The organism is Undibacterium cyanobacteriorum, from assembly GCF_031326225.1.
Taxonomy (GTDB): Bacteria; Pseudomonadota; Gammaproteobacteria; order Burkholderiales; family Burkholderiaceae_D; genus Undibacterium; species Undibacterium cyanobacteriorum.
This window is the reverse complement of record NZ_CP133720.1, coordinates 366825-389704: the sequence shown is the minus strand read 5'-3', so window position 1 is coordinate 389704 and position 22880 is coordinate 366825. Positions and strand designations below refer to the sequence as shown.

At 48.9% G+C, this 22880-nt stretch carries 21 protein-coding genes; 9 read left to right on the top strand and 12 right to left on the bottom strand.

Going from position 1 to position 22880, the window contains the following annotated elements:
- Position 1 precedes the first annotated feature (1 nt).
- Positions 2-1918 carry a PAS domain-containing sensor histidine kinase gene (locus RF679_RS01660; protein WP_309482492.1) on the top strand — a complete coding sequence of 639 codons (1917 nt, stop codon included), beginning with the start codon at positions 2-4 and terminating at the stop codon, positions 1916-1918.
- Between the two features lie 54 nt (positions 1919-1972).
- Here RF679_RS01660 and RF679_RS01655 read toward each other — a convergent pair whose 3' ends face one another.
- From RF679_RS01655 to RF679_RS01645, 3 genes are read right to left on the bottom strand one after another with little or no spacing between them, the layout of a single operon-like run.
- Entirely contained in the window at positions 1973-2674 is a 702-nt protein-coding gene (locus tag RF679_RS01655; RefSeq protein ID WP_309482491.1) for a CAP domain-containing protein, read from the bottom strand.
- A gap of 25 nt (positions 2675-2699) precedes the next feature.
- Positions 2700-3176 (bottom strand): nuclear transport factor 2 family protein, encoded by a 477-nt coding sequence (locus RF679_RS01650; RefSeq protein ID WP_309482490.1) that lies wholly within the window; start codon positions 3174-3176, stop codon positions 2700-2702.
- Positions 3177-3186: 10 nt separating this feature from the next.
- Entirely contained in the window at positions 3187-3555 is a 369-nt protein-coding gene (locus RF679_RS01645; protein WP_309482489.1) for a hypothetical protein, read from the bottom strand.
- Between the two features lie 318 nt (positions 3556-3873).
- On the opposite strand from RF679_RS01645, the gene RF679_RS01640 reads away from it, so the two are divergent.
- Complete coding sequence (locus tag RF679_RS01640; protein ID WP_309482488.1) at positions 3874-4632, top strand: DUF481 domain-containing protein; 759 nt, start codon at positions 3874-3876, stop codon at positions 4630-4632.
- A 108-nt stretch (positions 4633-4740) separates the two neighbouring features.
- Here the strand turns inward: RF679_RS01640 and putA are convergent, their stop codons facing one another.
- Positions 4741-8385, bottom strand: coding sequence for a trifunctional transcriptional regulator/proline dehydrogenase/L-glutamate gamma-semialdehyde dehydrogenase (gene putA, locus RF679_RS01635; protein WP_309482487.1), 3645 nt, complete (start codon positions 8383-8385; stop codon positions 4741-4743).
- A gap of 168 nt (positions 8386-8553) precedes the next feature.
- Here putA and RF679_RS01630 point away from each other — a divergent pair, with 168 nt between their 5' ends.
- The gene (locus RF679_RS01630) at positions 8554-9012 is read left to right on the top strand and encodes an Lrp/AsnC ligand binding domain-containing protein (RefSeq protein WP_186891595.1); all 459 of its coding nucleotides are present in this window, start codon (positions 8554-8556) and stop codon (positions 9010-9012) included.
- A gap of 126 nt (positions 9013-9138) precedes the next feature.
- Here the strand turns inward: RF679_RS01630 and RF679_RS01625 are convergent, their stop codons facing one another.
- Positions 9139-10398, bottom strand: coding sequence for a tetratricopeptide repeat protein (locus RF679_RS01625; protein WP_309482486.1), 1260 nt, complete (start codon positions 10396-10398; stop codon positions 9139-9141).
- Between the two features lie 217 nt (positions 10399-10615).
- On the opposite strand from RF679_RS01625, the gene pabB reads away from it, so the two are divergent.
- The gene (gene pabB, locus RF679_RS01620; protein ID WP_309482485.1) at positions 10616-12565 is read left to right on the top strand and encodes an aminodeoxychorismate synthase component I; all 1950 of its coding nucleotides are present in this window, start codon (positions 10616-10618) and stop codon (positions 12563-12565) included.
- Here the strand turns inward: pabB and RF679_RS01615 are convergent.
- The 4 genes from RF679_RS01615 to gpmA all read right to left on the bottom strand — a co-directional run bounded on the left by RF679_RS01615 (position 12529) and on the right by gpmA (position 17145).
- Positions 12529-13287 (bottom strand): HesA/MoeB/ThiF family protein, encoded by a 759-nt coding sequence (locus RF679_RS01615; RefSeq protein WP_309482484.1) that lies wholly within the window; start codon positions 13285-13287, stop codon positions 12529-12531. The genes pabB and RF679_RS01615 overlap by 37 nt on opposite strands.
- A gap of 84 nt (positions 13288-13371) precedes the next feature.
- Positions 13372-14847: a S41 family peptidase gene (locus RF679_RS01610; protein WP_309482483.1), complete on the bottom strand. Its 1476-nt coding sequence runs from the start codon at positions 14845-14847 to the stop codon at positions 13372-13374.
- 114 nt (positions 14848-14961) lie between these two features.
- Positions 14962-16263 (bottom strand): murein hydrolase activator EnvC family protein, encoded by a 1302-nt coding sequence (locus RF679_RS01605; protein ID WP_309482482.1) that lies wholly within the window; start codon positions 16261-16263, stop codon positions 14962-14964.
- Between the two features lie 135 nt (positions 16264-16398).
- Positions 16399-17145, bottom strand: coding sequence for a 2,3-diphosphoglycerate-dependent phosphoglycerate mutase (gpmA, locus tag RF679_RS01600; RefSeq protein ID WP_309482481.1), 747 nt, complete (start codon positions 17143-17145; stop codon positions 16399-16401).
- A 151-nt stretch (positions 17146-17296) separates the two neighbouring features.
- Between gpmA and RF679_RS01595 the strand changes: the two genes are divergently transcribed.
- From RF679_RS01595 to RF679_RS01575, 5 genes are all read left to right on the top strand, one after another.
- Complete coding sequence (locus RF679_RS01595; protein WP_309482480.1) at positions 17297-17698, top strand: rhodanese-like domain-containing protein; 402 nt, start codon at positions 17297-17299, stop codon at positions 17696-17698.
- 10 nt (positions 17699-17708) lie between these two features.
- Positions 17709-17972 carry a glutaredoxin 3 gene (grxC, locus tag RF679_RS01590; RefSeq protein WP_309482479.1) on the top strand — a complete coding sequence of 88 codons (264 nt, stop codon included), beginning with the start codon at positions 17709-17711 and terminating at the stop codon, positions 17970-17972.
- A 159-nt stretch (positions 17973-18131) separates the two neighbouring features.
- A complete protein-coding gene (gene secB / locus RF679_RS01585) occupies positions 18132-18623 on the top strand; it encodes a protein-export chaperone SecB (protein ID WP_309482478.1) in 492 nt (163 codons plus the stop codon).
- Positions 18624-18782: 159 nt separating this feature from the next.
- Positions 18783-19241, top strand: coding sequence for an SH3 domain-containing protein (locus RF679_RS01580; protein WP_309482477.1), 459 nt, complete (start codon positions 18783-18785; stop codon positions 19239-19241).
- Between the two features lie 39 nt (positions 19242-19280).
- Positions 19281-20279: an NAD(P)H-dependent glycerol-3-phosphate dehydrogenase gene (locus tag RF679_RS01575; RefSeq protein WP_309482476.1), complete on the top strand. Its 999-nt coding sequence runs from the start codon at positions 19281-19283 to the stop codon at positions 20277-20279.
- A 44-nt stretch (positions 20280-20323) separates the two neighbouring features.
- Here RF679_RS01575 and RF679_RS01570 read toward each other — a convergent pair whose 3' ends face one another.
- From RF679_RS01570 to hslV, 3 genes are all read right to left on the bottom strand, one after another.
- Positions 20324-20518, bottom strand: coding sequence for a hypothetical protein (locus RF679_RS01570; RefSeq protein WP_309482475.1), 195 nt, complete (start codon positions 20516-20518; stop codon positions 20324-20326).
- Positions 20519-20817: 299 nt separating this feature from the next.
- Positions 20818-22149 carry an ATP-dependent protease ATPase subunit HslU gene (gene hslU, locus RF679_RS01565; RefSeq protein ID WP_309484060.1) on the bottom strand — a complete coding sequence of 444 codons (1332 nt, stop codon included), beginning with the start codon at positions 22147-22149 and terminating at the stop codon, positions 20818-20820.
- A gap of 65 nt (positions 22150-22214) precedes the next feature.
- On the bottom strand, positions 22215-22751 hold the full coding sequence (hslV, locus tag RF679_RS01560) for an ATP-dependent protease subunit HslV (RefSeq protein ID WP_309482474.1): 537 nt from the start codon (positions 22749-22751) through the stop codon (positions 22215-22217).
- Positions 22752-22880 lie beyond the last annotated feature (129 nt).

The following is a 22880-nucleotide window of genomic DNA, read 5'->3' as shown; positions in this document are numbered from 1 at the left end:
CATGAACGCAACTTCCATCCCTCTCCAACACGACTTACTGCACCACATCGTGCAGTTGGTCAGTAAGGCGATGGTCATCGTCTCTGCGCCAGACCTCAATATTTTAGAGATCAATCAAAGTGCCTGCCATCTGATTGGCGCCGAACGCGAAGACCTCATTGGAACACCGCTCTTCACCATTGAATGCGCCTTACAGGACGTATTCTTCTGGGAAGAGTTGGGTGTTCAGCCTGGATTTTCTGAACCACGTGTTGCCGAGAGCGAGTGGCTCAATCGCGATGGTGTAGCGATACCTGTGGAGAAGAAAGTTTCGAGCTTTAAAAATGGCAACGAGGTGGTTTGGATTATTCAGATCGAAGACTTGACCAGTCGACGTCGCATGATTCAAGAACAAGTCACCTTGGCATCGCAACTACAGAGTTCATTAGAAGCGACCGCCGAAGGCATCATGTCGACGGACTTAGAAGGGCGAGTCATCAACCTGAATCGGCGCTTCGGTAGCATGTGGAAAATGAGTAATGACCTCATCGTTGAGCGCAATGCTTCGGATATGTTGAAACACATTCTGACGCAGCTCAAACGTCCAAAATACTTTGAAGATGTGCTTGAAAAACTCCAGCGCGAACCAGAAGCCGAAAGCGAGAACACGCTGCAGTTGAACGACGGCAAACACTATATTTGTGTCTCGAAACCAGAATATTTACGTGATCGACTAGTCGGCCGCGTTTTCAGCGTACGCGATATCACGGCCATGAAAAAAGTGGAAAGTGATCTGGTCGAAGCACTCGGCATGGCAGAACAAGCGGTCAACGATAAATCGCACATGCTAGACGCTTTAAAAATGAGCGAATCACGCTTACGTCGTCTGATCAATTCAAGCTTGGTTGGTATTTTCCAAGGTGACATGAAAGGGCACTTAACCGTTGCCAATGAAATTTTGCTCGATATGCTCGGCGTCAAACGTGAAGACATCATCGGTAATCAAGTCGAGTGGCTGAAACTGACATCGCCGGCCTATCACACTGCCCATCAAGCAGCTTTGAAAGAGCTCGAAATTTCCGGGCAAGCGGCGCCATTTGAGGCCGAACTCACTCGCAAAGATGGAAGTAAAGTGCCGGTCATGGTGGGTCTAGCACGCTTAGAAGGCTCTAAGCTCGAGTGGGTCGGCTTCGTTCTCGATCTGACGGAGCAACGCAAAGCGGATCGCGCTAAGTCAGAATTTATTTCTGTCGTCAGTCATGAACTCCGTACACCGCTGACTTCAATCCGTGGCGCACTTGGCCTCCTAGAGAGTGGTGCCGCCGGCGAACTCGGACCGAAGATTAAACATCTAATCGAGATCGCACATCGCAACAGCCAACGCCTTGGCAGCCTCGTCAATGATTTGCTGGACATGGAAAAACTGGTCTCCGGCAAAATGGAATTCAGTGACGATGTCATTGACCTCCAACAGCTAGCCGAACAATCTGTAGAAGCGAACGCGAACTATGCAATCGCTCTCGGGGTTGAATATTACTTATCACCGCCGGTCGGTCCCCATCTCGTACGCGGCGATGCCGAACGGGTCATGCAGGTATTCGCGAATCTATTATCGAACGCAGCAAAATTCTCGCCCAAGGGTGAGAAAGTTCAAATCAAACTGTCGGATGTGGGCGAATTTCATCGTGTCGAAGTAATCGATAAAGGGCCAGGAATACCGCTCGAATTTCGTGATCGCATCTTCACCAAATTTGCCCAAGCAGATGGATCCAACACGCGTAAGCAGGGCGGCACAGGATTGGGTCTTAATATCGCCAAGTCCTTCATCGAGAAGATGGGAGGCGAAGTAGGTTTTGAAAGTAAACTCGGCGAGGGAAGTAATTTCTGGTTCACGCTAAGAAAAGCGCAATCTGATGGCGCAACTGCGAGCGGTGCATAATTTGCCGTTGTAGATGATGTAAAAATTTGCATTGTCGATAGAAACAAGCACAAGCTATCGCACCACCGTTTCTTTCCAATCGACTTCCTTTTCTTCAGCTTTCCCATGTCTTTTATCTGGCTTACTCAAGCCATCTTGACCCGGTACGGGCAATGCCATATCGAGCGTCCAATAAAAGCGATAGAAAGAATTTTTCTTGTAGACGCAAGCCGCACCAACTTCTTTAAAATCTGGCTCCATTAAGGTAGCGCAATGCGACGGGCTATCCACCCAAGCTTGAATCACCGTTGCTACATCGCTTTGCCCTGCTGCGATGTTTTCACCAGCATGCTCGTAAAAGTAACCCGTTTGATTGATGCGATTCTTCAAGGCACGCGCATCGAGACTAGTATGAGAAACCACATTGGTGCGTGCCATCTCCACGGAGTGGTGATAGGCTGCGCGCAATAGCTGAATATTCCAACGTATAGGCGGTGCCGATTCAAACTTCTGCGGACCACACATCCGTGCTTGCGCTCTCACCTGATTCAAGCGCGCCACAAACTCTTTTTCAATACCCTCGATACCGTTAAGTCCACAGTTAGGATTACTGAGACCTGCCTCGGGTGGCAAAGTACGCACATCGATCTTCTGCTGATCCAAAGGAACGACAGGGTAAGTCGGGACCACGTTGGCGAGCGAGCTTGGGCCTGATCCGTGTTCCGGTTGGGCACAAGCCGTCAAAAGAAGTACAAGAACAAAAGTAAGTCGCCTCATCCTGCTTCGGTGCTTCATGCAGCGATCAACGAGATTGCGTGAAGGCGCGCAAGCCTTTGGCGGCTTGTGCACGAATTTTATTTTGAATTAATGGAGTCCAACCCAATACCAGTCCTGGCACACCTAGCGCTTGGCGCGACCACTTCCACAGATCGAAGTGATCTTGGTGACGAACGATTTTACCGTCAGCAAATTCAAACTTGGCAGCGATATCGTTCACCACTTGCCGCCCAGTTTGGGCGAAAGTATAGGTGGCGACCCAATGAGCCCGTCCATGGTGGTCATCCGCAGCGACATCATCAAAATGTAAATGAAAGTCAAGCGCGCGGCTACACAGCATACGCCACATATTGACTGCATCGACTCCATGTAAATCGGTAAAAACAGGATCGGAAAAATGCACCTGCTCGGCGTAGCATTGGGCCATCGTTTCAGCGTCCAATTTTTGGAAGGCTGTATAGAAACTTCGAATGAGTTCTGCGTTTGGATGTTGTTGATCCATATTCGTCCTATCAATGAGCACTGGCACTGGCACTTGCACTTCCGCTAGCACTCGAACTTGCCGATTCTTCAGAAACATCTGCGCTAGAAGATGCAATGTGACGCACGACTGGTGGAAGCTCAGGCTTCACATCCTCGATTTTATTCTCGCGCATGTAATCATTCATCTCGCGCCACCCGGCATACACCGCGGCACGACCAGCATCCGGATTCAAAGCATAGCAATCCTCAATGCCTCGACCTGCATGTCGGCATGCACTACCGGTCGCCCTTGCTTCAGCTTCACGCTGAGCAGCATCACGTGCTGGATCGGGAATCCCCAATCGATCGCACCCAGAAACCAGAATTAAAGAGAATAGAAGCAAGTAAGGAAAACGCATAACACACCACCTGCATACAAACCAACATAAGCGGACTAAATTCACCGCAATCTACACCAGTTTAGGGCAAACCTTACCGAATCAAAACGCAGAAAACACGCACCTCAGGCGCTTAACTCGTTTATACAACAAAATTTCCATGGTGTCACTGACAACAATTCGGTCAACCAAGGGGCTTGCACTGCGTTAGCAGCATGTCGCCCACTTTTTGCTGTGAGTTATAATCCGTCACCTCTCACGGGTCGGTTTTCATCATTCTCTAATGGCTCAAGCAGGTCGCCGACCCACTCCAATTTTTTGCAATTCCAAGGATTTATTATGCAATTGAAGTCACTCTTCATTCCTCTTTGTATCGCGACTGGACTGTTCTCAAGTTCCCTAGTGCAGGCACAAGTATTACAAGACAACCAATGGCATGGCGGCATCTCCATTGGTGGTTCTTACGCTTCCAGCAACACAACCTCACAGGCCTTCACCGTCAACGCGAACGGAAGCAAAGCGACCAAAGAGGACAAATTAGGTTTGTACACCTTGATCAACTACGGCAGCAATAAGGTCAACGAGGTTCGCACCACCACTGCGCAACTGTTCCGACTAGGCGGCCGTTACGATTACAACTTGTCGGAAAACAGCTTCTTCTTCGGTGGTAGCGAAGCGGAAACGAATAAGATTCAAAACATCGATTCGCGCTTGTCCATCAATGCTGGTGCGGGTTACAAAGCCATCAAAACAGCTGAAACCAGTTTTGATATATTCACCGGTCTCGGTTATTCCAAAACTGAATTTGGTGTCACAGTACCGCCTTCTGCCAGCAGCAAAAAAGGTGTGGAATTCTTGTTAGGTGAAGAATCGACGCACAAATTAAGTCCCACTTCAAGCGTCAAACAACGTTGGGTGATCTACCCCGGCACCTCCGATATCGGCACCCGCAGCACGCTCGACATCAACTTAGCGACGGTGGTGGCAAATGGTTGGACCTTGAATGCTGGCGCGGCTTTCAACTACACCAGCAAACCAAGCAACAACTTCAAGAAGACCACCAGCTTGATCACCTTTGGCTTCGGCTATAAATACTGATTGCGCTGATCTTACTGATCGCACTGACTCTAGCAGCAAGCAAAAACGCCTCGCAAATTCAATATTTTGCGAGGCGTTTTTGCTTGTTAGAACGATGAGAATTGAAGCTTAACTCTGCAAAGACATCAAGCTTGCATTACCACCAGCCGCAGTGGTGTTCACGCACAAGGCACGCTCGGCCAACAAACGCCACAATGGGATCTCTGATGTTGCGTCGGTTTCAGCGATGCAGACCAAGGCTCCACTTTGCTGCGCTAATGACAGTTTGTACTCATTCGCCACGTCCTTTGCCAACAAAGCAAATTGCACATCATCGGCATTGCCCCACACGATCGACTGCTGTACCACAGCTGGTAAGTTGGCAGGCAATAATCCCTTCGTTTTCTCTTCAACCACAACCGTATTACCAGTCGCCACCGCTGCAGCGACCTGATTGAGCAAACTTGGCAAATCGTTGGCGGCACAGAAGATACGACCACGTGCGACAAACGACAAAGTATTCGTTTCACCAGTTGGGCCAGGCAACAACATCATCATCTTGTATGGATTTTGACGCGCATATTGCTCGGCGAGGGCAGCGACATCAGCATAGCCGTTTGCTTTCGCCCACACTGTCAACGCATCCAAAGTACCCGGTGCTTGCTTGTCGTAGACTGCATTGCCCGCAAAATTGACGGTCGCATTCTTTTGCAAACGTTTCAAATACAATGGGCCACCAGCTTTTGGACCAGTACCAGATTTGCCTTCGCCACCGAAGGGCTGTACACCAACTACCGCACCCACGATATTACGATTGACGTAGATGTTACCAACATGCGCTCGTTGAGTAATGAAGTTGATAGTCTCATCGATACGAGAATGAACTCCCAAGGTCAAACCGAATCCCGTGGCGTTGATCGCATCGACCAAAGCCGGCAGTTGATCACGCTGATAACGCAATACGTGCAAGACGGGACCGAAGACTTCTTTCGTCAACTCGGACAAGGAGCCAATCTCCATGACAGTCGGCGCGACGAAGGTGCCGTTCTTGCAGTGAGCTGGCAATTCTAAACTGTAGAAAGATTTTGCTTTGCCGCGCATTGCATCAATATGCGTCTGCAAATTTTTCTGTGCTTCGGCATCGATCACAGGACCAATATCAGTTGCCAAACGATCTGGAATACCAACGCGCAATTCTTGCATCGCACCGCGCAACATTTCCAAAGTCTTGTCAGCGATATCTTCTTGCAAGCACAACACACGTAGCGCGGAACAACGTTGACCAGCACTGTCAAAAGCTGAAGTCAAGACATCGTTCACGACTTGCTCTGGCAAGGCGCTACTGTCGACGATCATCGCATTTTGACCACCGGTTTCTGCGATCAAAGGAATCTCATGACCTTCCGCGACAGAACGTTTCGCCAACGTGCGGTTGATGATTTGTGCGACTTCTGTCGAGCCAGTAAAGATCACGCCTTTGACGCGACTATCAGACACCAACTGTGCACCAACGACTTCACCCGTACCAGGTAAGAATTGCAGCGCGCCGACCGGCACTCCCGCTTCATGCATCAACTTAATCGCGCGATGTGCGATCAATGGCGTTTGTTCAGCAGGTTTTGCCAGCACCACATTACCCGCTGCCAATGCCGCACTGACTTCGCCGATAAAGATCGCCAGTGGGAAGTTCCATGGGCTGATACAGACGACTGGGCCAAGCGCTTCAGTTTGCGCTTGATTCTCAACTTGAGCCGCGTAATAACGCAAGAAATCGACGGCTTCACGAACCTCTGCCAAAGCATTCGGCAAGGACTTGCCGGCTTCGCGAATCGCTAATGCCATAAAGTCTAGCGTTTGCGCTTCCAGCAAATCACCTGCTTTGAACAAACATGCAGCGCGTGCTGCAGGCGTTTGATTTTGCCATTGCGGCGCATAAGCTTCGGCAGCAGCCAAGGCCGTTTGCACATCGGCTGCATCAGCTTCGATGACTTGACCGACGACATCAGAATGATCTGCTGGATTCAATACCGGACGCGCTACGCTTGCTGACACGCTGCCAGCGAGCAATGGACCAGCAGACAAACTCTGTTGATTAAAAGCGGAGAAATGCGCGCTCACTTTTTGCAATTGCAATTCATTGCTGAAGTCCATACCAGCAGAATTCTTGCGCTCTGAGCCAAACAAATTCTGCGGCATTTGAATGCCAGAGTGCATCTTGCCTGCTAACTTCTGTGTGATCGCCACTGGGTCTTCGATCAAAGAATCGATAGAGATTTTTTCGTCGACGATTTGATTTACAAACGAAGAGTTCGCGCCATTTTCCAACAAGCGACGCACGAGGTAAGCCAACAGTGTTTGATGAGAACCGACCGGCGCATAAATACGGCAAGGCTTATTCAGCTTATCTGCGCCAACCACTTGATCATACAAAGTCTCACCCATGCCGTGTAAGCATTGGAATTCGTAGTCAGTCACTTTGGCATCTTGGGCCCACGCATAAATGGTCGCCAAAGTCAGCGCATTATGAGTCGCGAACTGCGGATAAATCACATCGGTCACGCTCAACAATTTTTGAGCACAGGTCAAATACGATACATCGGTGTACACCTTACGCGTATAGACTGGGAAGCCTGGCATGCCATCGACTTGGGCGCGCTTGATTTCAGAATCCCAATACGCTCCTTTGACCAAACGCACCATAAACTTGCGGCCACTACGACGCGCCAAATCGATCAAATAATCGATCACGAATGGGCAGCGCTTTTGATACGCTTGCACCACGAAGCCAATACCTTCGAAACCGTCGAGATCTTTATCGAATGCCAGCGCTTCCATTAAATCCAAAGACAATTCCAAGCGATCAGTTTCTTCTGCATCGATGTTCAAACCGATGTTGTACTGCTTGGCCAGCACCAATAAATTCTTCAACAGTGGCAGCAATTCATTCATGGTGCGCGCACGTTGTGCTCGCGAATAACGCGGATGCAGTGCTGACAACTTAACCGAAATACCTGGACCATCCTTGATGCCGCGACCATTCGATGCTTTACCGATGGCGTGGATCGCTGTTTCATACGCTTTGTAATAGAACGCTGCATCATGCATCGTCAAAGCAGCTTCACCCAACATATCGTAGGAGTAGCGATAACCGCGCGCTTCATTATCCTGACTGTTCTTGAGCGCCTCTTCAATCGTTTGGCCGGTAACGAATTGATTACCCAGCATACGCATCGCCAAATCGACGCCTTTACGAATCAAAGGCTCGCCGCCTTTCGCAATCAAACGCGTCAGTGCAGAACCTAAACCTTGATCGCTCGTCGTCGCCACCAATTTACCAGTAACCAACAAGCCCCACGTCGCAGCGTTGACGAACAAAGAAGGCGATTCGCCCAAATGTTTGCGCCAATCACCTTTGCTGATTTTGTCGGCGATCAAACGATCTTTGGTTGCTGCATCAGGAATACGCAACAAAGCCTCTGCCAAACACATCAAGGCCACGCCTTCTTCCGAGGACAAAGAAAATTCATGCATCAAAGCATCCACGCCCGAGGCGCGAGTACGCTGTTGACGCACCGATGTCACTAAAGTACGCGCCAAGTCATGGATACGCTGCTTGGCCTCTGGAATTTCACGAATAGTCGACAATAACCATTGCACTGCTTCAGCTTCATCACGTCGATAAGCTTCGGTAATCGCGTTGCGTAGGGGTGTTGGATTCACCAGCAGCTCTTGCTGCAAGGCATCAAATGGAATGAGCTTGGATGGGGTGGTCATAGGTGAGATTTATTATAATTTTGCCCAAACGGGCATAAACAGATTAATGTTCAATTGTATAGAGGATTGACGAGGATTAATTCTGGAAATTCGAAGACATATCGAAATATTCTATTTTGTGCGACAATAAGACCAAATTTTATTAAAAACCACCTTCACTGCCTTCTTATGCTAGACAAAATCAGTAAAAGAATCCTGGCCGAATTACAAAATGACGGCCGCATCAGCAATGTAGAGCTTGCCACACGGGTCAATTTATCTCCTGCAGCCTGTTTGGAACGCGTTCGTAAGCTACAAGAATCAAACTACATTTTAGGCTATACCGCCCAGTTAAATCCACATTTACTCGATGTTGCACTCTTAGTCTTCATCGAAGTGGTCTTAGATCGCACCACACCTGACGTGTTTGATGCCTTCAAACGTGGCGTGCAAGCGATTCCAGAGGTATTAGAATGCCATATGGTCGCCGGTGGCTTTGATTATCTGGTCAAAGCCCGGGTCAAAGACATGAATGCCTATCGCGACTTCCTCGGCAAATCCTTGTTGCAACTGAGCGGCGTACGTGAAACGCACACTTATGCCGTGATGGAAGAAGTGAAGAATACGACCGCTTTGCCGATCAAGTAAGCACTTCAGCACGTCGTTCCTGCATCGCTTTTACATGCAGTTCAAAACAAAAGAGCGTGATTTCCATCGAAATCACGCTCTTTGTTCCTTCACGCTTTGCTCATTATGAGGAAAGCGCCAAACAATTTACTGCTTAGCTTCTTGCTTGTACAAGAGCCAGTAACGTGCCAACTCTGGAGCACCATCATTGCCTGCGACTGTCTTCAAGACTTCTTCAGCTTTCGCACGATTGCCAGCAACCAAATACGCCATGCCTAAGTGCAATTTCGCTTCTTCTGGCGCCTTCAAACCACCTTTTGCAATACCAGCTTCGATCAAGCCAATACCACGCTCAACTTGTCCATGGATCACGAAGTTATAGCCCATGTTCACCATGCCCAAGCCTGTTTTACTTGCACGAGCCGCGGTTTCACCAGCGTCTAAAGACTTCGCGTCATCAGCAGCTTGCTTAGTCGCCTTGTCCAACAGCGGTTTGTGTTTTGCTGCATTCTTACCTTTGCCCAAGAAGCCAGCTTTGAAGCCGTTTTCCAAAACGTCTTTTGCTTCCAATGGCAAACCAGCTAAAAGAGCAATCTCAGCCATTTCCATGTACTGGGTATCATCTTCCATGTTGCCCGATTTGTAGAGCAAACGATACCAGTCGAGACGCAGACGATCTGAGAAACCTGGCTTGCTTGGCAAGCGATACAAAAGATCTGCCCAATATTCACGCGTCGGATGATAGGTCACGAGCAATTCCAACATCGCTGTGACGCCTTCGCTATTTTTTGTTTTTGCGTAAGCGCCGTGCAAAATGCGCAAGCGATCAATGGTAGGAACTCGCTTAGCCGCCAAATCTCCATCGATTTGTTTTTTAACTTCAGTAATCGTACTTGCGAAGTCGTCCAACAAATAATAGTTACGTGCCAACATATCTTGCATCAAAGTGCTGTCTTTGTTGTACTCAAGCGCACGCTTAGTCCATACCAACGATTCAGCGTATTTCTTTTCATTGAAGAAGATACCAGCCATCGCCTCGATGTAGCGCGCTTTGTCCGCTGGTGGCAAGAATTCACTTCCCACCATTTCTTCGAAACATTTTGCCAACAAAGCATTGTCGCCAGTGCTGGATGCAACCACCGCTTTCGTGCGGCTCAAGAAAAACTTTTCGTAGGGTGTTTTGTTTTCAAACGCATTCAAAGCCTCGATCTTCGTCATCGCTTCAGCATACTGTTTGTCACCGATTAATTTTTGAATCTCAGTGTATGGCTTAGACCACTCAGCACGGATAACTTCAACTTTCGATGGCTCTTTTTTTTCTTGGGCATAAGCAGGAGAAACTGCGCTCAAAGAAGCGGAGCCCATTGCCAACAACAGTGCCGCCAGGGCGATAGATGATTTTTTCATGGCAGTAAAATGTAGTTTAATAAAAATAGTCTCAATCTAGACTTAATAGACTTAAAAAGACGCTGCGGCCGACCAGTCAGAACCGCACCACTCAGCGGCGCATTATAGCGCGTTTAGTGGTTGCGCCCACATTAAACGTGGCATCCAAGAATCGGAGGACATGATCCACCGCAAATTAGCTCGCTAGGTAAAAATTCAATAGAAACTTTACAAGCTCGTGCAGAGCACCGCCACTGCGAGTAAACTACGCCCACTTCGACTTCTCCCATCCGCAATTGTGTCCTTGCCAACACCAAATTCACCGACCAACAAAGTCCCTTGTATCGTTCTACTCGATGATGCTCATTCGCGTGAAGCATCCTCGCGTCTGTACACCGACCTGCTCCAAGAACTTGTTTGGAATAACAATGACGAATGGGATGCTGTCTGGGCGGCAACGCAAGATGCCTGTAGCAAGGGATACCATGCGGTGAGCTTTCTCCAGTATGAGAGCGGTGCCCAACTTCTCGGCGTTGCATCGAGGTCGAAAAAGACCGACGCCAGTTCGCGCATTTTGATTTTCCGCGTTTGCCAGAAATTGAGCGCGACCGAAGCGCAGGAGTTTCTACGCAGTCTAGCGGGGGATCAGGTCGCGGGAATTCGAAATGTACAGGCCAATGTGACGGAAACCGAATTTGCGGAGTCGATTCAGACCATTCGCGACTACATCGCTGCGGGCGATACTTATCAAGTCAATTACACCTATCGCCTACACTTTTCCAGCTACGGGCCGCCTGCAGCTTTGTATCTTGCTTTGCGCCAGCGTCAGCCAGTCCCTTACGGTGCGTTTGCTATCTTGCCCGATCAAGAAGCAATCCTCTCTTTTTCACCAGAGCTGTTTGTACGCCATCAAGCCGGGACCTTGTTAGCCCGTCCCATGAAAGGTACAGCAGCTGCCAGTGGAGACGATGCGCGCGACCAAGAAACCGCTGAAGCACTGAGCAAAGACCCCAAAAATCGTGCAGAAAATTTGATGATTGTCGATCTTCTCAGAAACGACTTGGGCCGCATTGCGCAAATCGGTACGGTCAGTGTACCCAGCTTGTTCGAAGTGACGCGCTTTAGTAGTGTGTTGCAAATGACTTCCAGCATAGAAGCAAAGCTCAAGCCTCAGCTCTCGTTGGCAGAGATCATGCGAGCAGTCTTTCCGTGCGGTTCGATTACTGGCGCGCCGAAAAAACGCACCATGGAAATTATTCGAGAAATCGAAAGCGAAGATCGCGGCTTATATACCGGCGCCATCGGCTGGCTCGATCCAGTACCGAAGTGTTCCAACGCAACCGCTCAAGTCATTCCAAATTTCTGCTTTTCCGTGCCAATCCGAACACTCGAATTACAAGTCCCAAATAGTGGTGAACGCCGTGGCCGCATGGGTGTCGGCGCTGGCATTGTGTATGACAGTGTGGCCAACGAGGAATATGCCGAATGCCAATTGAAAGCACGTTTTCTGACAGGTTTACAAGCACCGTTTGAATTATTCGAAACGATCTTTGCAACACCCGAGGACGGTTGTAGATCGCTCGAGCAACATCTCCAAAGAATGCAACTTTCAGCACAGTACTTTGGCTTTCCATTCCACCAGGTTACGATAGAAACCGCGCTGCAGACGCATCTCGCCACAATCGAAAAAGCAAAACAATACCGTCTCAAAATAAGCTTAAATTCAGCTGGAGAAGTACTGGTTCAGAGTGCGCCGTTAACGCCACTGAAGCAGATTAATGATGGAGTCGGTTATCTTTTCGAAGGCGAAGTGTGCCGTCTAGATCCACTCCTTCTCGGTCATAAAACAACGATCAGAGCCCAATATGATGAAGCCTGGAAGCGTGCCGAGGCAAACGGGGGCTTTGACAGCATCTTCGTCAACCAAGCCAACTTGGTGACGGAAGGTGGGCGCAGCACTGTGTTTGTGAAGCTCGATGGTGCCTGGTTCACTCCTCCCTTAAAAGATGGCGTGCTGCCAGGCATCTTGCGTGCTCAAATGCTTGCAGATGCCACTTGGGGAATCCAAGAACGTTCGATCTCAGTCGCCGACTTCTTACGCGCCGAAGAAGTTATGCTAGGAAATTCATTACGGGGACTGATGAAGGCCTATCAGCTGCTTGAGACTGAAGCACACACGGGGCAGTGAGGATTCTTCGCAACCCTCACTTGAGACCAATCCATGTGCTTGGCATCAAGCATGAGCAAGCGACCGTTCAAAGAAGTTCCCACATTCATCAACAGTTTTAATCCTTCCGCCGCCTGCATTGTCCCGATAATCCCGACCAGCGGAGAAAATACTCCCATGGTGGAACACTGCACTTCCTCGAACGCTTGCTCGGGTGAGAATAGACAGGCATAGCACGGCGCATCATCTTTTCGAAAATCGAATACTGTAATTTGCCCATCAAAACTAATCGCTGCGCCGGACACTAAGGGAACCCGCGCAGCCACGCACGCTGCGTTGATAGCGTGACGCGTTTTGAAATTGTCGGTGCAATCGAATACCAAATCCGCTGAAACAAGTAGGTCTTTTAAGCGGGTCTCATCGAGGCGTTCCGCCAAACACTCAATCTTCAAATTGGGATTCAATGCCAACATAGCCGCTCGTGCTGACTCGACTTTTGCCGTTCCAACTCTCGCTGTCGTGTGTGCAATTTGTCGCTGCAGATTGGTGAGATCAACCGAGTCATGATCCACCACAGTAATCTGACCAACTCCAGAGCTGGCTAAATACATGAGTAAGGGCGAACCCAAGCCACCAGCACCGACCACAAGAACCTTGGCCGACAAAATCGCCTGCTGCCCTTCGATACCAATCGCATCGAGCAAAATGTGACGCGAGTAACGTAGTAATTGATCGTCGTTCATATTCTTTTTACCGGAGACGTAAGCACCTGAACACCGCTACTGAAAACGGCTTCGCGAAGTTGATGTCGGAGCCTAAACACATGCTTACGGTTTCTTAGCGCCTTTCGCTTCTTTCGTCGCTTTTTGATTGGACTTCGAGGTCGCATTTGTTTTTGCCTTCGCCACCTGTGCTACTTGAAGAGGCAAACCCTTTAGGTAATTCAAAGCTTGTCGCAATTGGAAATCAGCCTTACTACCGTATTCGAAAGGTTTGTACTTTTTCGCTAAACCAGCCAGTCGCTGCTCTTCCTCTAATTCATCGACCCGATCTTGCGCGCGTTCGGCCTCTTTTTCGGCATCTTTGTCATTCTTCAGATGTTTTTCTAAATCGACTTCACGCGTACGCAAGCTATTGAAACTATCACCGCTCTCAGTCTCTTCAACTTGCAAATCAGGCGTGATCCCTTTTGCTTGGATCGCTCGTCCATTAGGAGTGTAATAACGCGCGGTCGTAATTTTTACCCCAGTGTTTTCCGTAATTTGATGCACGGTCTGTACTGAACCTTTACCGAAGCTACGTGTTCCCATGATCGTCGCCCGCTGATAATCCTGCAAAGCACCTGCAACAATTTCACTAGCTGAAGCACTGCCGCCATTGATGAGAACGACCATGGGGATTTTCTTCGCCGCGGCCGGCAATTTGAGCAAAGGATCTTGCAACTCTTCGGTGCGATAAAACTCTGGCTTGGCGTAATACACTTGCTTAGCGTCTGCAACTTGACCATTCGTGGAGACGATGGGCACATCTTTGGGTAAGAATGCCGCAGAAACGCCTATGGCGCCAGGCAAAACGCCGCCTGGATCATTACGAAGATCAAGTACTAGGCCTTTCAGTTGAGGATCTTGCGCATACAATGCCTGAATGCGCTTCACCATCTCTTCCACGGTGGGCTCTTGAAACTGCGAAATCCGAATCCATGCGTAACCAGGCTCGATCAATTTGGCTTTCACGCTATGTTGCTTAATTAGTTCGCGCACCAAGGTGACCACCACTGGTTTATCTTCGGTTTTTCGTGCAATGGTCAGCGTAATTTTGGTATTCGGTGCGCCACGTAAACGCTTCACGGCATCGTCAATACTCAAACCTTTTACCGGCACCGAATCGATCCGAGTGATCAAATCACCGGCTTGTATCCCAGCTCTAAAAGCAGGAGAATCTTCGATCGGTGAGATGACCTTCACATAGCCATCTTCTGTGCCCACCTCGATTCCAAGACCAACAAACTTACCTTCGGTACTTTCCCGCAGCTCCTTGAGTGCATCTTTATCGAGGTAGGAAGAATGAGGATCTAAAGAACTCACCATGCCTGAAATCGCATCGGTCAGCAATTTTTCATCATCGACAGGCTCGACATAATCCGATTTAATCAAACCGAAAATTTCAGAAAACTCACCGAGTTTTTCCAAGGGCAAACTGCGTGCGCTATCCTTTTGCGCTAAGGCCGACAACTGCAGTGAAATGGCGGCGCCAGCCACCATGCCAAAGCCAATCAAACTGATACTTTTTAATTTACTGCCCATACCACCTACCTTGTTCGTTTCTGCGCAAGAGTGCTCTTAGAAATTTTAACAAGCCATCTTTTCCTAACGCATTACTTTATGTTTGCAGCAGTGTATTGAAAGGCCAAGTGCGACTTATTTTTTCATCCAAGTCAAAGGATCGAAGGCTTGTCCTTTGTACCGCATTTCGAAATACAAGCCGGCCTCATCGGCACCAAATGTATTGCCGACTAAGGCAATTGCCTCGCCAGCTTTAACCATGTCGCCGCGATTCTTCAGAACCGACTGATTGCCCGCATAAATACTGATGTATTCGCCGCCATGATCGACCAAAATCATATTGCCATACCCACGCCACCAGCCCGACACCATGACTCTTCCGGCACCAATAGCACGCACCTCAGCACCCTCGTTTGCTTTAATAAAAACGCCTTTCCAATTCAAACTATCAATGCGTTTATTACCAAATTTTGCTAATAACTCACCGGCGATCGGCATCCGCAATTGCCCTTTGAGCTTAGCAAACGAAGATTGATCCAAGACGCCAATGATGGGCGTATCGTCCATCACAGCTTTACTCGATTTTGTCTCGGTCGCTTCGCTGGATTTTTGCGCGGTGCTCGCTTTTTGTCCTGCAGCCTCAGCGGCCTTCTCGGCCGCCTTTTCTGCTGCTAAGGCCTTTGCTTGCTTCTCTTTACGCAACTTCTCGGCTTGCGCAAGTTTGATTTGCTCTTGTCGGGCTTGCTCTTCAAGCTTCTTAATTAAGCTATTTAATTGCTGTTCATCTCGCCGTAAATTATCTGCCTCTTTACGCTGCGCCCGCAGTTTATTCGCTAGTTCAGCCAACAAAGCCGCACGTTTCTTTTTCTGGGACTCCAGGCCTTTCTTATGCTGTTTTTCCTCTTGTGCGATGTCGTCCAACTCTTGTTTGGCCTCTTGCGCTTCGAGCTTGTTCTTCTCGACCTCTGCCAAACTCGTCTTCACACTCTCAATCAATTTGGCTTGTGTCTTCGAGATATAGCTCATGTAATGCATATCTCGATTAATTCGATTTGGATTTTCTCCCGATAACAACAACTTAATCCGATCGCTATCGCCATGCATGTATTGTTGGCGCAAGAATTCAGAAAGCTGATGCTTCTGCTTGTCGACTTGTGCCGCTAATCGATTAGCTTCTTCCATCAAGGCTTGTAAGCGCGCCTCTGCCTTTTTTTGCTCAGCTTGCAAATCGAGAATTGCACGATTGGCGTCAGAAATCGCTTGCTCAGATTCTTCCAAAGCATCGACCGCACGCTCTTTTGCAGTTTCGGTTTTGCGAATATCTTTCTTGAGTTCATCGAGGCGCTGTTGCACCTCGACCCGTTCCGCTTCCACCTTTTTCTTTTCTTTTGTACGCGTCGTCTGTGCTGCCACATCCAAATGCAGCGCGGCAGACAAGCAGAATCCAGCAGATACTAGAACGCTTACGGCATATCTGGACCAAGTGCGCGATGAATGAGAAAAAACGCCCTCACCAAGTTGCAGAGGGCGTGTCTTAAAAGTGTGCATCAAATTGTGCATCGGACGCATCGATTATTTGGCTTTACCTTGACTCGCGACTGCCGCCAAGGCTGCCTTAATTGCTTCCTGATCGCCCAAGTAATAGCTCTTGATTGGCTTCAAATCTGCATCCAGTTCGTAAACTAAAGGTTGGCCATTTGGAATATTCAAATTAACGATGTCCGCATCGCTGATGCCATCCAACATTTTGATCAAGGCACGCAGGCTATTGCCATGTGCAGAAACGATGATGCGTTTGCCCGAACGAATCGCTGGGGCGATGCTGTCATTCCATGCTGGCACCACGCGCTCAACCGTGTCCTTCAAGCATTCGGTCAACGGAATCTGTTCACGTTGCAAGTTGGCATAGCGCGGATCATTGTAAGAAGTGCGCTCATCGCTAGGATCGAGCGGATTCGGCGGAGTGTCATAGCTACGACGCCATACCAAGACTTGCTCATCACCATATTTGGCCGCTGTTTCGGCTTTATTCAAACCTTGCAAGGCGCCATAGTGACGCTCATTGAGACGCCAATCATGCACCACTGGTAACCACATCAAATCCATCTCGTCCAAGGTACCCCACAAAGTACGAATCGCACGTTTGAGAACAGAGGTATAGGCCAAATCGAATGTAAAACCAGCTTCTTTTAACAACTTACCGGCTTGGCGCGCTTCAGCAACACCTTTTTCAGTCAGGTCGACATCGGTCCAACCTGTAAAGCGATTATCAAGATTCCAAGTGGACTCGCCGTGGCGCATCAAAACAATTTTATACATGATTAAAAAAGCAAATAAAGAGAACGGAAATTGCGAAAATAGCCGAGTGATTTCCTCAGCTTTACGGAGTTTTACATCGGATCAAAACGAAAATCAGCTTCTATTTTATAATGAGCCGCTTCTTAATAACCATTCTTACTTCGGGAAAACCGTGAATTTCATTACCGACAATCTCTTATTGATCTCAATTGCTGTGGTTTCTGGTTTCGCATTGCTGCTTCCAAACCTCCAACGTCGTGGCGCACGCGTCTCACAATTGCAAGCAACCCAGTACATGAATCAAGCCAAAACTTTGGTACTCGATGTACGCAGCGCGGAAGAATTCGCTAGTGGTCATTTGCCAGGTGCGAAAAATATTCCACTCGACCAGTTAAGCGGTCGCGTTAGCGAAATCGAAAAATCAAAGAACAATGTTGTGATCACGGTATGCCAATCAGGCGTGCGTTCGGCGAACGCAGTGAGTGTTTTGAACAAAGCCGGATTTACTCAGGTTTTTAGTCTCGACGGTGGCGTTGCCGAATGGAAAGCGCAAAGTCTGCCAACAGTGAAGTAAAGGAAATCCTATGTCTGCCCATGTTTTGATGTATAGCACCGCAGTTTGCCCTTATTGCGTGATGGCTGAGCGCCTTCTTAAGTCCAAAGGCGTGACCGAGATCGAGAAAGTGCGCGTGGATTTGGATCCAGCGATTCGTGAAGCGATGATGCAGAAAACCGGTCGCCGTACCGTGCCACAAATTTACATTGGGGAAACACATGTCGGTGGATTCGATGATTTATCGGCGCTCGATCGCGCTGGCAAGCTCGATGCACTGCTAAATCCAACATAAAATGCACCGCACAAACAGCTTTGATTGCGATTTTCGACATCAACTTGCTACAATAGTGCGCTTGAGGCTTGAATTATTTTGATTCAGTCTTATGTAGGAGAGAGCAGTTCATCGCTGACTGATCATCAATTCATTTACCCAATATTCAGAAAGTTTCACATGTCCGACCAAAATTTGCAGCCAGTCTTTCAAATCCAACGCGTCTATCTGAAAGATTTGTCGCTCGAGCAACCAAATTCCCCAGCTATTTTCTTGGAACAAGAAGCGCCAAGCATCGAAGTAACGTTGGACGTTGCTGCAGAACCATTGGCTGAAGGCATCTTCGAATCCACAGTAACAGTGACTGTGACAGCAAAAGTAAAAGACAAAGTAGCATTCTTGGTCGAAGCTAAACAAGCTGGTATCTTCGAAGCACGCAACATTCCTGCAGAACAAATGGATCCATTGTTGGGCATCGGTTGCCCTAACATTGTTTATCCATACTTGCGCTCTAACGTTGCAGATGCGATCACACGTGCGGGCTTCCCACCGATCCATTTGACAGAAATCAACTTCGAAGCGTTCTACCAACAACGTTTGGCTAACATGGCTGAACAAGCTAAGTTGGCAGCAGAAGCTGGCAACACAGACGCAGCAGCGACAACACACTAAATCTAGTTGTCTGCATCGCAAACCCGTTGCACGGTTTCCGGCAACGGGTTTTTTATTATGTAGGCACTCCAAAACTAAGGATAGCAGCCTAAGATCTTTACGGATTACGAGTCGCCTTGTAAGATCGCTGCAATTGAACTTTTTAAACTAGGCACTTTCATGCGCTCTCACGCTCTCGCTCTTGCTTTTGTGGTTGGCCTTGGTGGCCTTGTTGGTTTTAGTTCGAACAGCTTTGCCGCAGATTTTCGTTCGGTAGGCCCATCCCCGATCATCATGTATGACGCACCAACTTTCCATGGCATCAAACGTTATGTCGCGCCAGCAGGAATGCCCGTTGAGGTGATCTTGACCCAAGGGGCTTGGTGCCGAGTGCGCGACGCCAGCGGAGAGTTCGCATGGGTTGAAGGCAAAGACCTTGTTGCTCGACGCAATGTGGTCGTCAAGGCAGCAACCGCACGCATCCGCGCCACGCCTGAGGAAAATGCCGCGATGGTCTTCAGTGCGGATAAACATGTCCTACTCGAGATGGCTGAGGCACCTGTTGGTGCTTGGGTAAAAGTGAAACATCGCGATGGTCAATCCGGTTATGTCCGCATCAGTGATGTGTGGGGTTTATAAACAACTCAGCATCATTACAAACTCATTTCATCAATCATCATGAACATCACTGTGATAGGCGCTGGTGCTTGGGGCACCGCAATGGCCATCTCTTTAGCTTCTAAGAACAAAGTTGTCTTGTGGGGCCGCAATCAAGCGGCCATGGAAGAAGCTCAAAGCAAGCGCGAGAATACGGCCTACCTACCTGGCTACCCGCTGCCCGATTCACTTTCGGTCACCGCGGATTTCGAGAGCGCGATGCGTCACCTCGGCGATGATGGACTGCTGATATTGGCGACCTCGGTTTCAGGTCTGCGCCCGAGTCTCGAACAATGTGCGAAATTCCCGATCAAAAACGTCGTTTGGCTGTGCAAAGGCTTTGAAGAGGGAAGTAGTCTTTTGCCGCATCAGGTCGTGAAAGAAGTTCTAGGTGAACGTATCCCTGCCGGTGCGCTATCTGGCCCCTCATTTGCCCAAGAGGTTGCACAAGGGCTGCCGTGTGCCTTGACTATCGCGTCGCAATCAGCGGAGCTGCGTGAGCTCGTCGTGAGTGCCGCACACAGTCCCAGCTTGCGCGTCTATTCTAGTGACGATGTGGTTGGTGTCGAAGTCGGCGGTGCAGTTAAGAATATTCTGGCGATCGCTACCGGCGTTGCTGATGGACTCGGCTTGGGACTCAACGCCCGTGCCGCACTCATGACACGCGGTCTGGCTGAAATTAGCCGACTCTGTCTAGCACTGGGCGGCAAGATGGAGACTTTGATGGGCTTGACTGGCGTTGGTGATCTCATCCTCACCTGTACGGGCAACCTTTCGCGCAACCGTCGCGTCGGCTTAGCTCTCGCCGAAGGCAAATCTTTAGATCATATCGTCCAAGAATTAGGCCATGTGGCGGAAGGTGTACGTTGCGCCAGAGCGGTGCGCGAATTAGCCAAACAAAAAGGCGTAGAAATGCCGATTACCGATGCCGTTGCGGGTGTCTTATTCGAGGATATTCCAACCAAAACGATGATAGAACGTCTCTTGTCACGTAATGCAAAAAGCGAATCGTTTTCCTGATCACTGTGGCTGGGCCAGCGAAAAGCAAAGAGTGGGTTTAGTTGCTACTTGTCCTTGATCACGCGAGTAATCACGTGTTCAGGGACGTTACGAGAGCGAAGGAAATCTGCCGCAGCTTGCTCCCCTAAGCTTTCGGTATAAGAAATGCCAAGGTCGACCAACATACGCGTCAAAAAGTCACGCCGTCTAAAAGGGCGCTTGAATTTATACAGCTGCTTGCGTTTCCGACATCCTGGCATCAACGACTCCGGTCATGTAGACTGCTGAGAAGCACCACGTGCTTCGAAGTGTGTTGCAGATGAGCTAAAGAATAATTCTTAAAAGCAAGTTTAGTCGGATTCGCTATCGCTTGCCAACTTTTTTATATGTTGCTTGTCTGCTTGGCGCAGCGCCGATGTGGTTTTTCGATGACTGCCTGCGCCAGACTGCTTCATCAAGCTGAGTGGTTTTCGAGGTTTGGATTGCGTGGCGTCGACACGAAACACCAATTTTTGCCGGGTATTTAGTGTCTTATTGGCCATTCGCAATCCCGCATTTCTTAAAGAACGTAACGCGATAAATCTTCATCGACCGAGAGTGCTTGCAAGCGCTGCTCAACATAGGCGGCATCAATCACGATCGTCTTACCACTATTTTGATGGGCCTCGTAAGAAATTTCTTCCAATAATTTTTCCATCACCGTATAGAGACGACGTGCACCGATGTTTTCTGTTGTTTCATTGACCGAGAACGCAATATTCGCCAAGCAGCGAATGCCATCCTGAGCAAATTCGATATTCACGCCTTCCGTCGCCAACAAAGCTTGATACTGACGCGTCAAGCATGCATCAGTACTCGTCAAAATACGTTCAAAGTCAGCCGTCGACAAAGACTCCAACTCGACACGGATAGGGAAGCGCCCCTGTAGCTCTGGAATCAAATCTGACGGTTTGGCTAAATGGAAAGCACCAGAGGCAATGAACAGAATATGATCCGTCTTGATCATGCCGAACTTAGTATTGACCGTGGTGCCTTCAACCAAAGGAAGCAAATCGCGCTGCACACCGGCACGCGATACTTCTGCACCACCAGTCTCGCTGCGAGAAGCGATCTTATCAATCTCATCCAAGAACACAATACCGTTCTGCTCAACATTACGAATCGCTTCTTGCTTCATTTCGTCTTCATTGATCAGCTTTGCCGCTTCTTCGTCGATCAAAAGCTTCATCGCCTCCTTGATCTTTAAGCGGCGCGATTTTTTGCGGCCGAAATTTGCACCTGAGAACATCGACTTGATTTGCTCGGTCATTTCTTCCATACCAGGAGGCGCCATGATTTCCATCTGCGGCGCAGCTTCGGCCACGTCGATTTCAATCTCTTTATCGTCCAAACTACCTTCGCGCAATCGCTTACGGAAAGTTTGGCGTGTAGAATTTTCAGCGCTGTCTGCGCTTCCTTGACCAATTCCAAAGTCACGTGCAGGTGGCAACAAGGCATCGAGGACGCGGTCCTCTGCGGCATCTTCGGCTCGAACACGAACTTTGCGCATCGCGCTTTCGCGGGTTTGCTTAATTCCAATATCGATTAGATCACGAATGATCGTGTCCACATCGCGACCAACATATCCCACTTCAGTAAATTTGGTCGCTTCAATTTTAATAAAAGGAGCATCCGCCAATTTTGCTAGACGACGTGCAATCTCGGTTTTACCGACGCCTGTTGGCCCGATCATTAAAATGTTTTTCGGCGTAATTTCGTGGCGCAATGGTTCTGCCACTTGCTGTCGACGCCAACGATTGCGCAAGGCGATTGCCACAGCACGTTTGGCCTTATCTTGTCCTACTACATGTTTATCAAGTTCAGAAACAATTTCCTGAGGTGTCATATTCATTGCGGTCATCTATTAACTCGTTCTATCGTGACACTAGCAGCGATCCAATTCGCGCTAGCCAAACCTTACTCTAAGGTCTCAATGGTGTGGGAGAGGTTGGTGTAAATGCATAGTTCGCCTGCAATGGTAAGCGCTTTCTTCACGATCTCTACCGGGCTCAGTTCTGTGTTGTGATACAAGGCCATCGCGGCTGATTGAGCATAGGTTCCGCCAGATCCAATCGCGCCGATACCATCATTCGGTTCGAGCACATCGCCATTACCGGTAATGATCAAGGTAGTGTCTTTATCGGCAACCAACAGCATCGCTTCAAGGCGTCTCAACATACGATCCGTCCGCCAGTCTTTGGCAAGCTCGACTGAAGCGCGCATCAAGTGACCTTGATGCTTCTCGAGTTTCGACTCAAAGCGCTCAATTAATGTGAACGCATCGGCTGTGCCACCCGCAAACCCAGCCAAAACTTTATTGTGATACAGCTTACGAACCTTGCGAGCGGTTCCTTTCATCACGATATTACCTAAAGTGACCTGACCATCGCCGCCGAGCGCGACTTGATTTCCACGTCTGACAGTCAAAATCGTGGTGCCATGAAATTGTTCCATTATTTCCTCAAAAAAGCAGAAAAGCCGACCATCATGTCAATGACATATGAAGGTCCGACCTGATTATCAGAGATGGGGGAGAGTTTTTTAAAAACAAGAGGCAAATCATGTCGATCGCCCCTGCTTTTC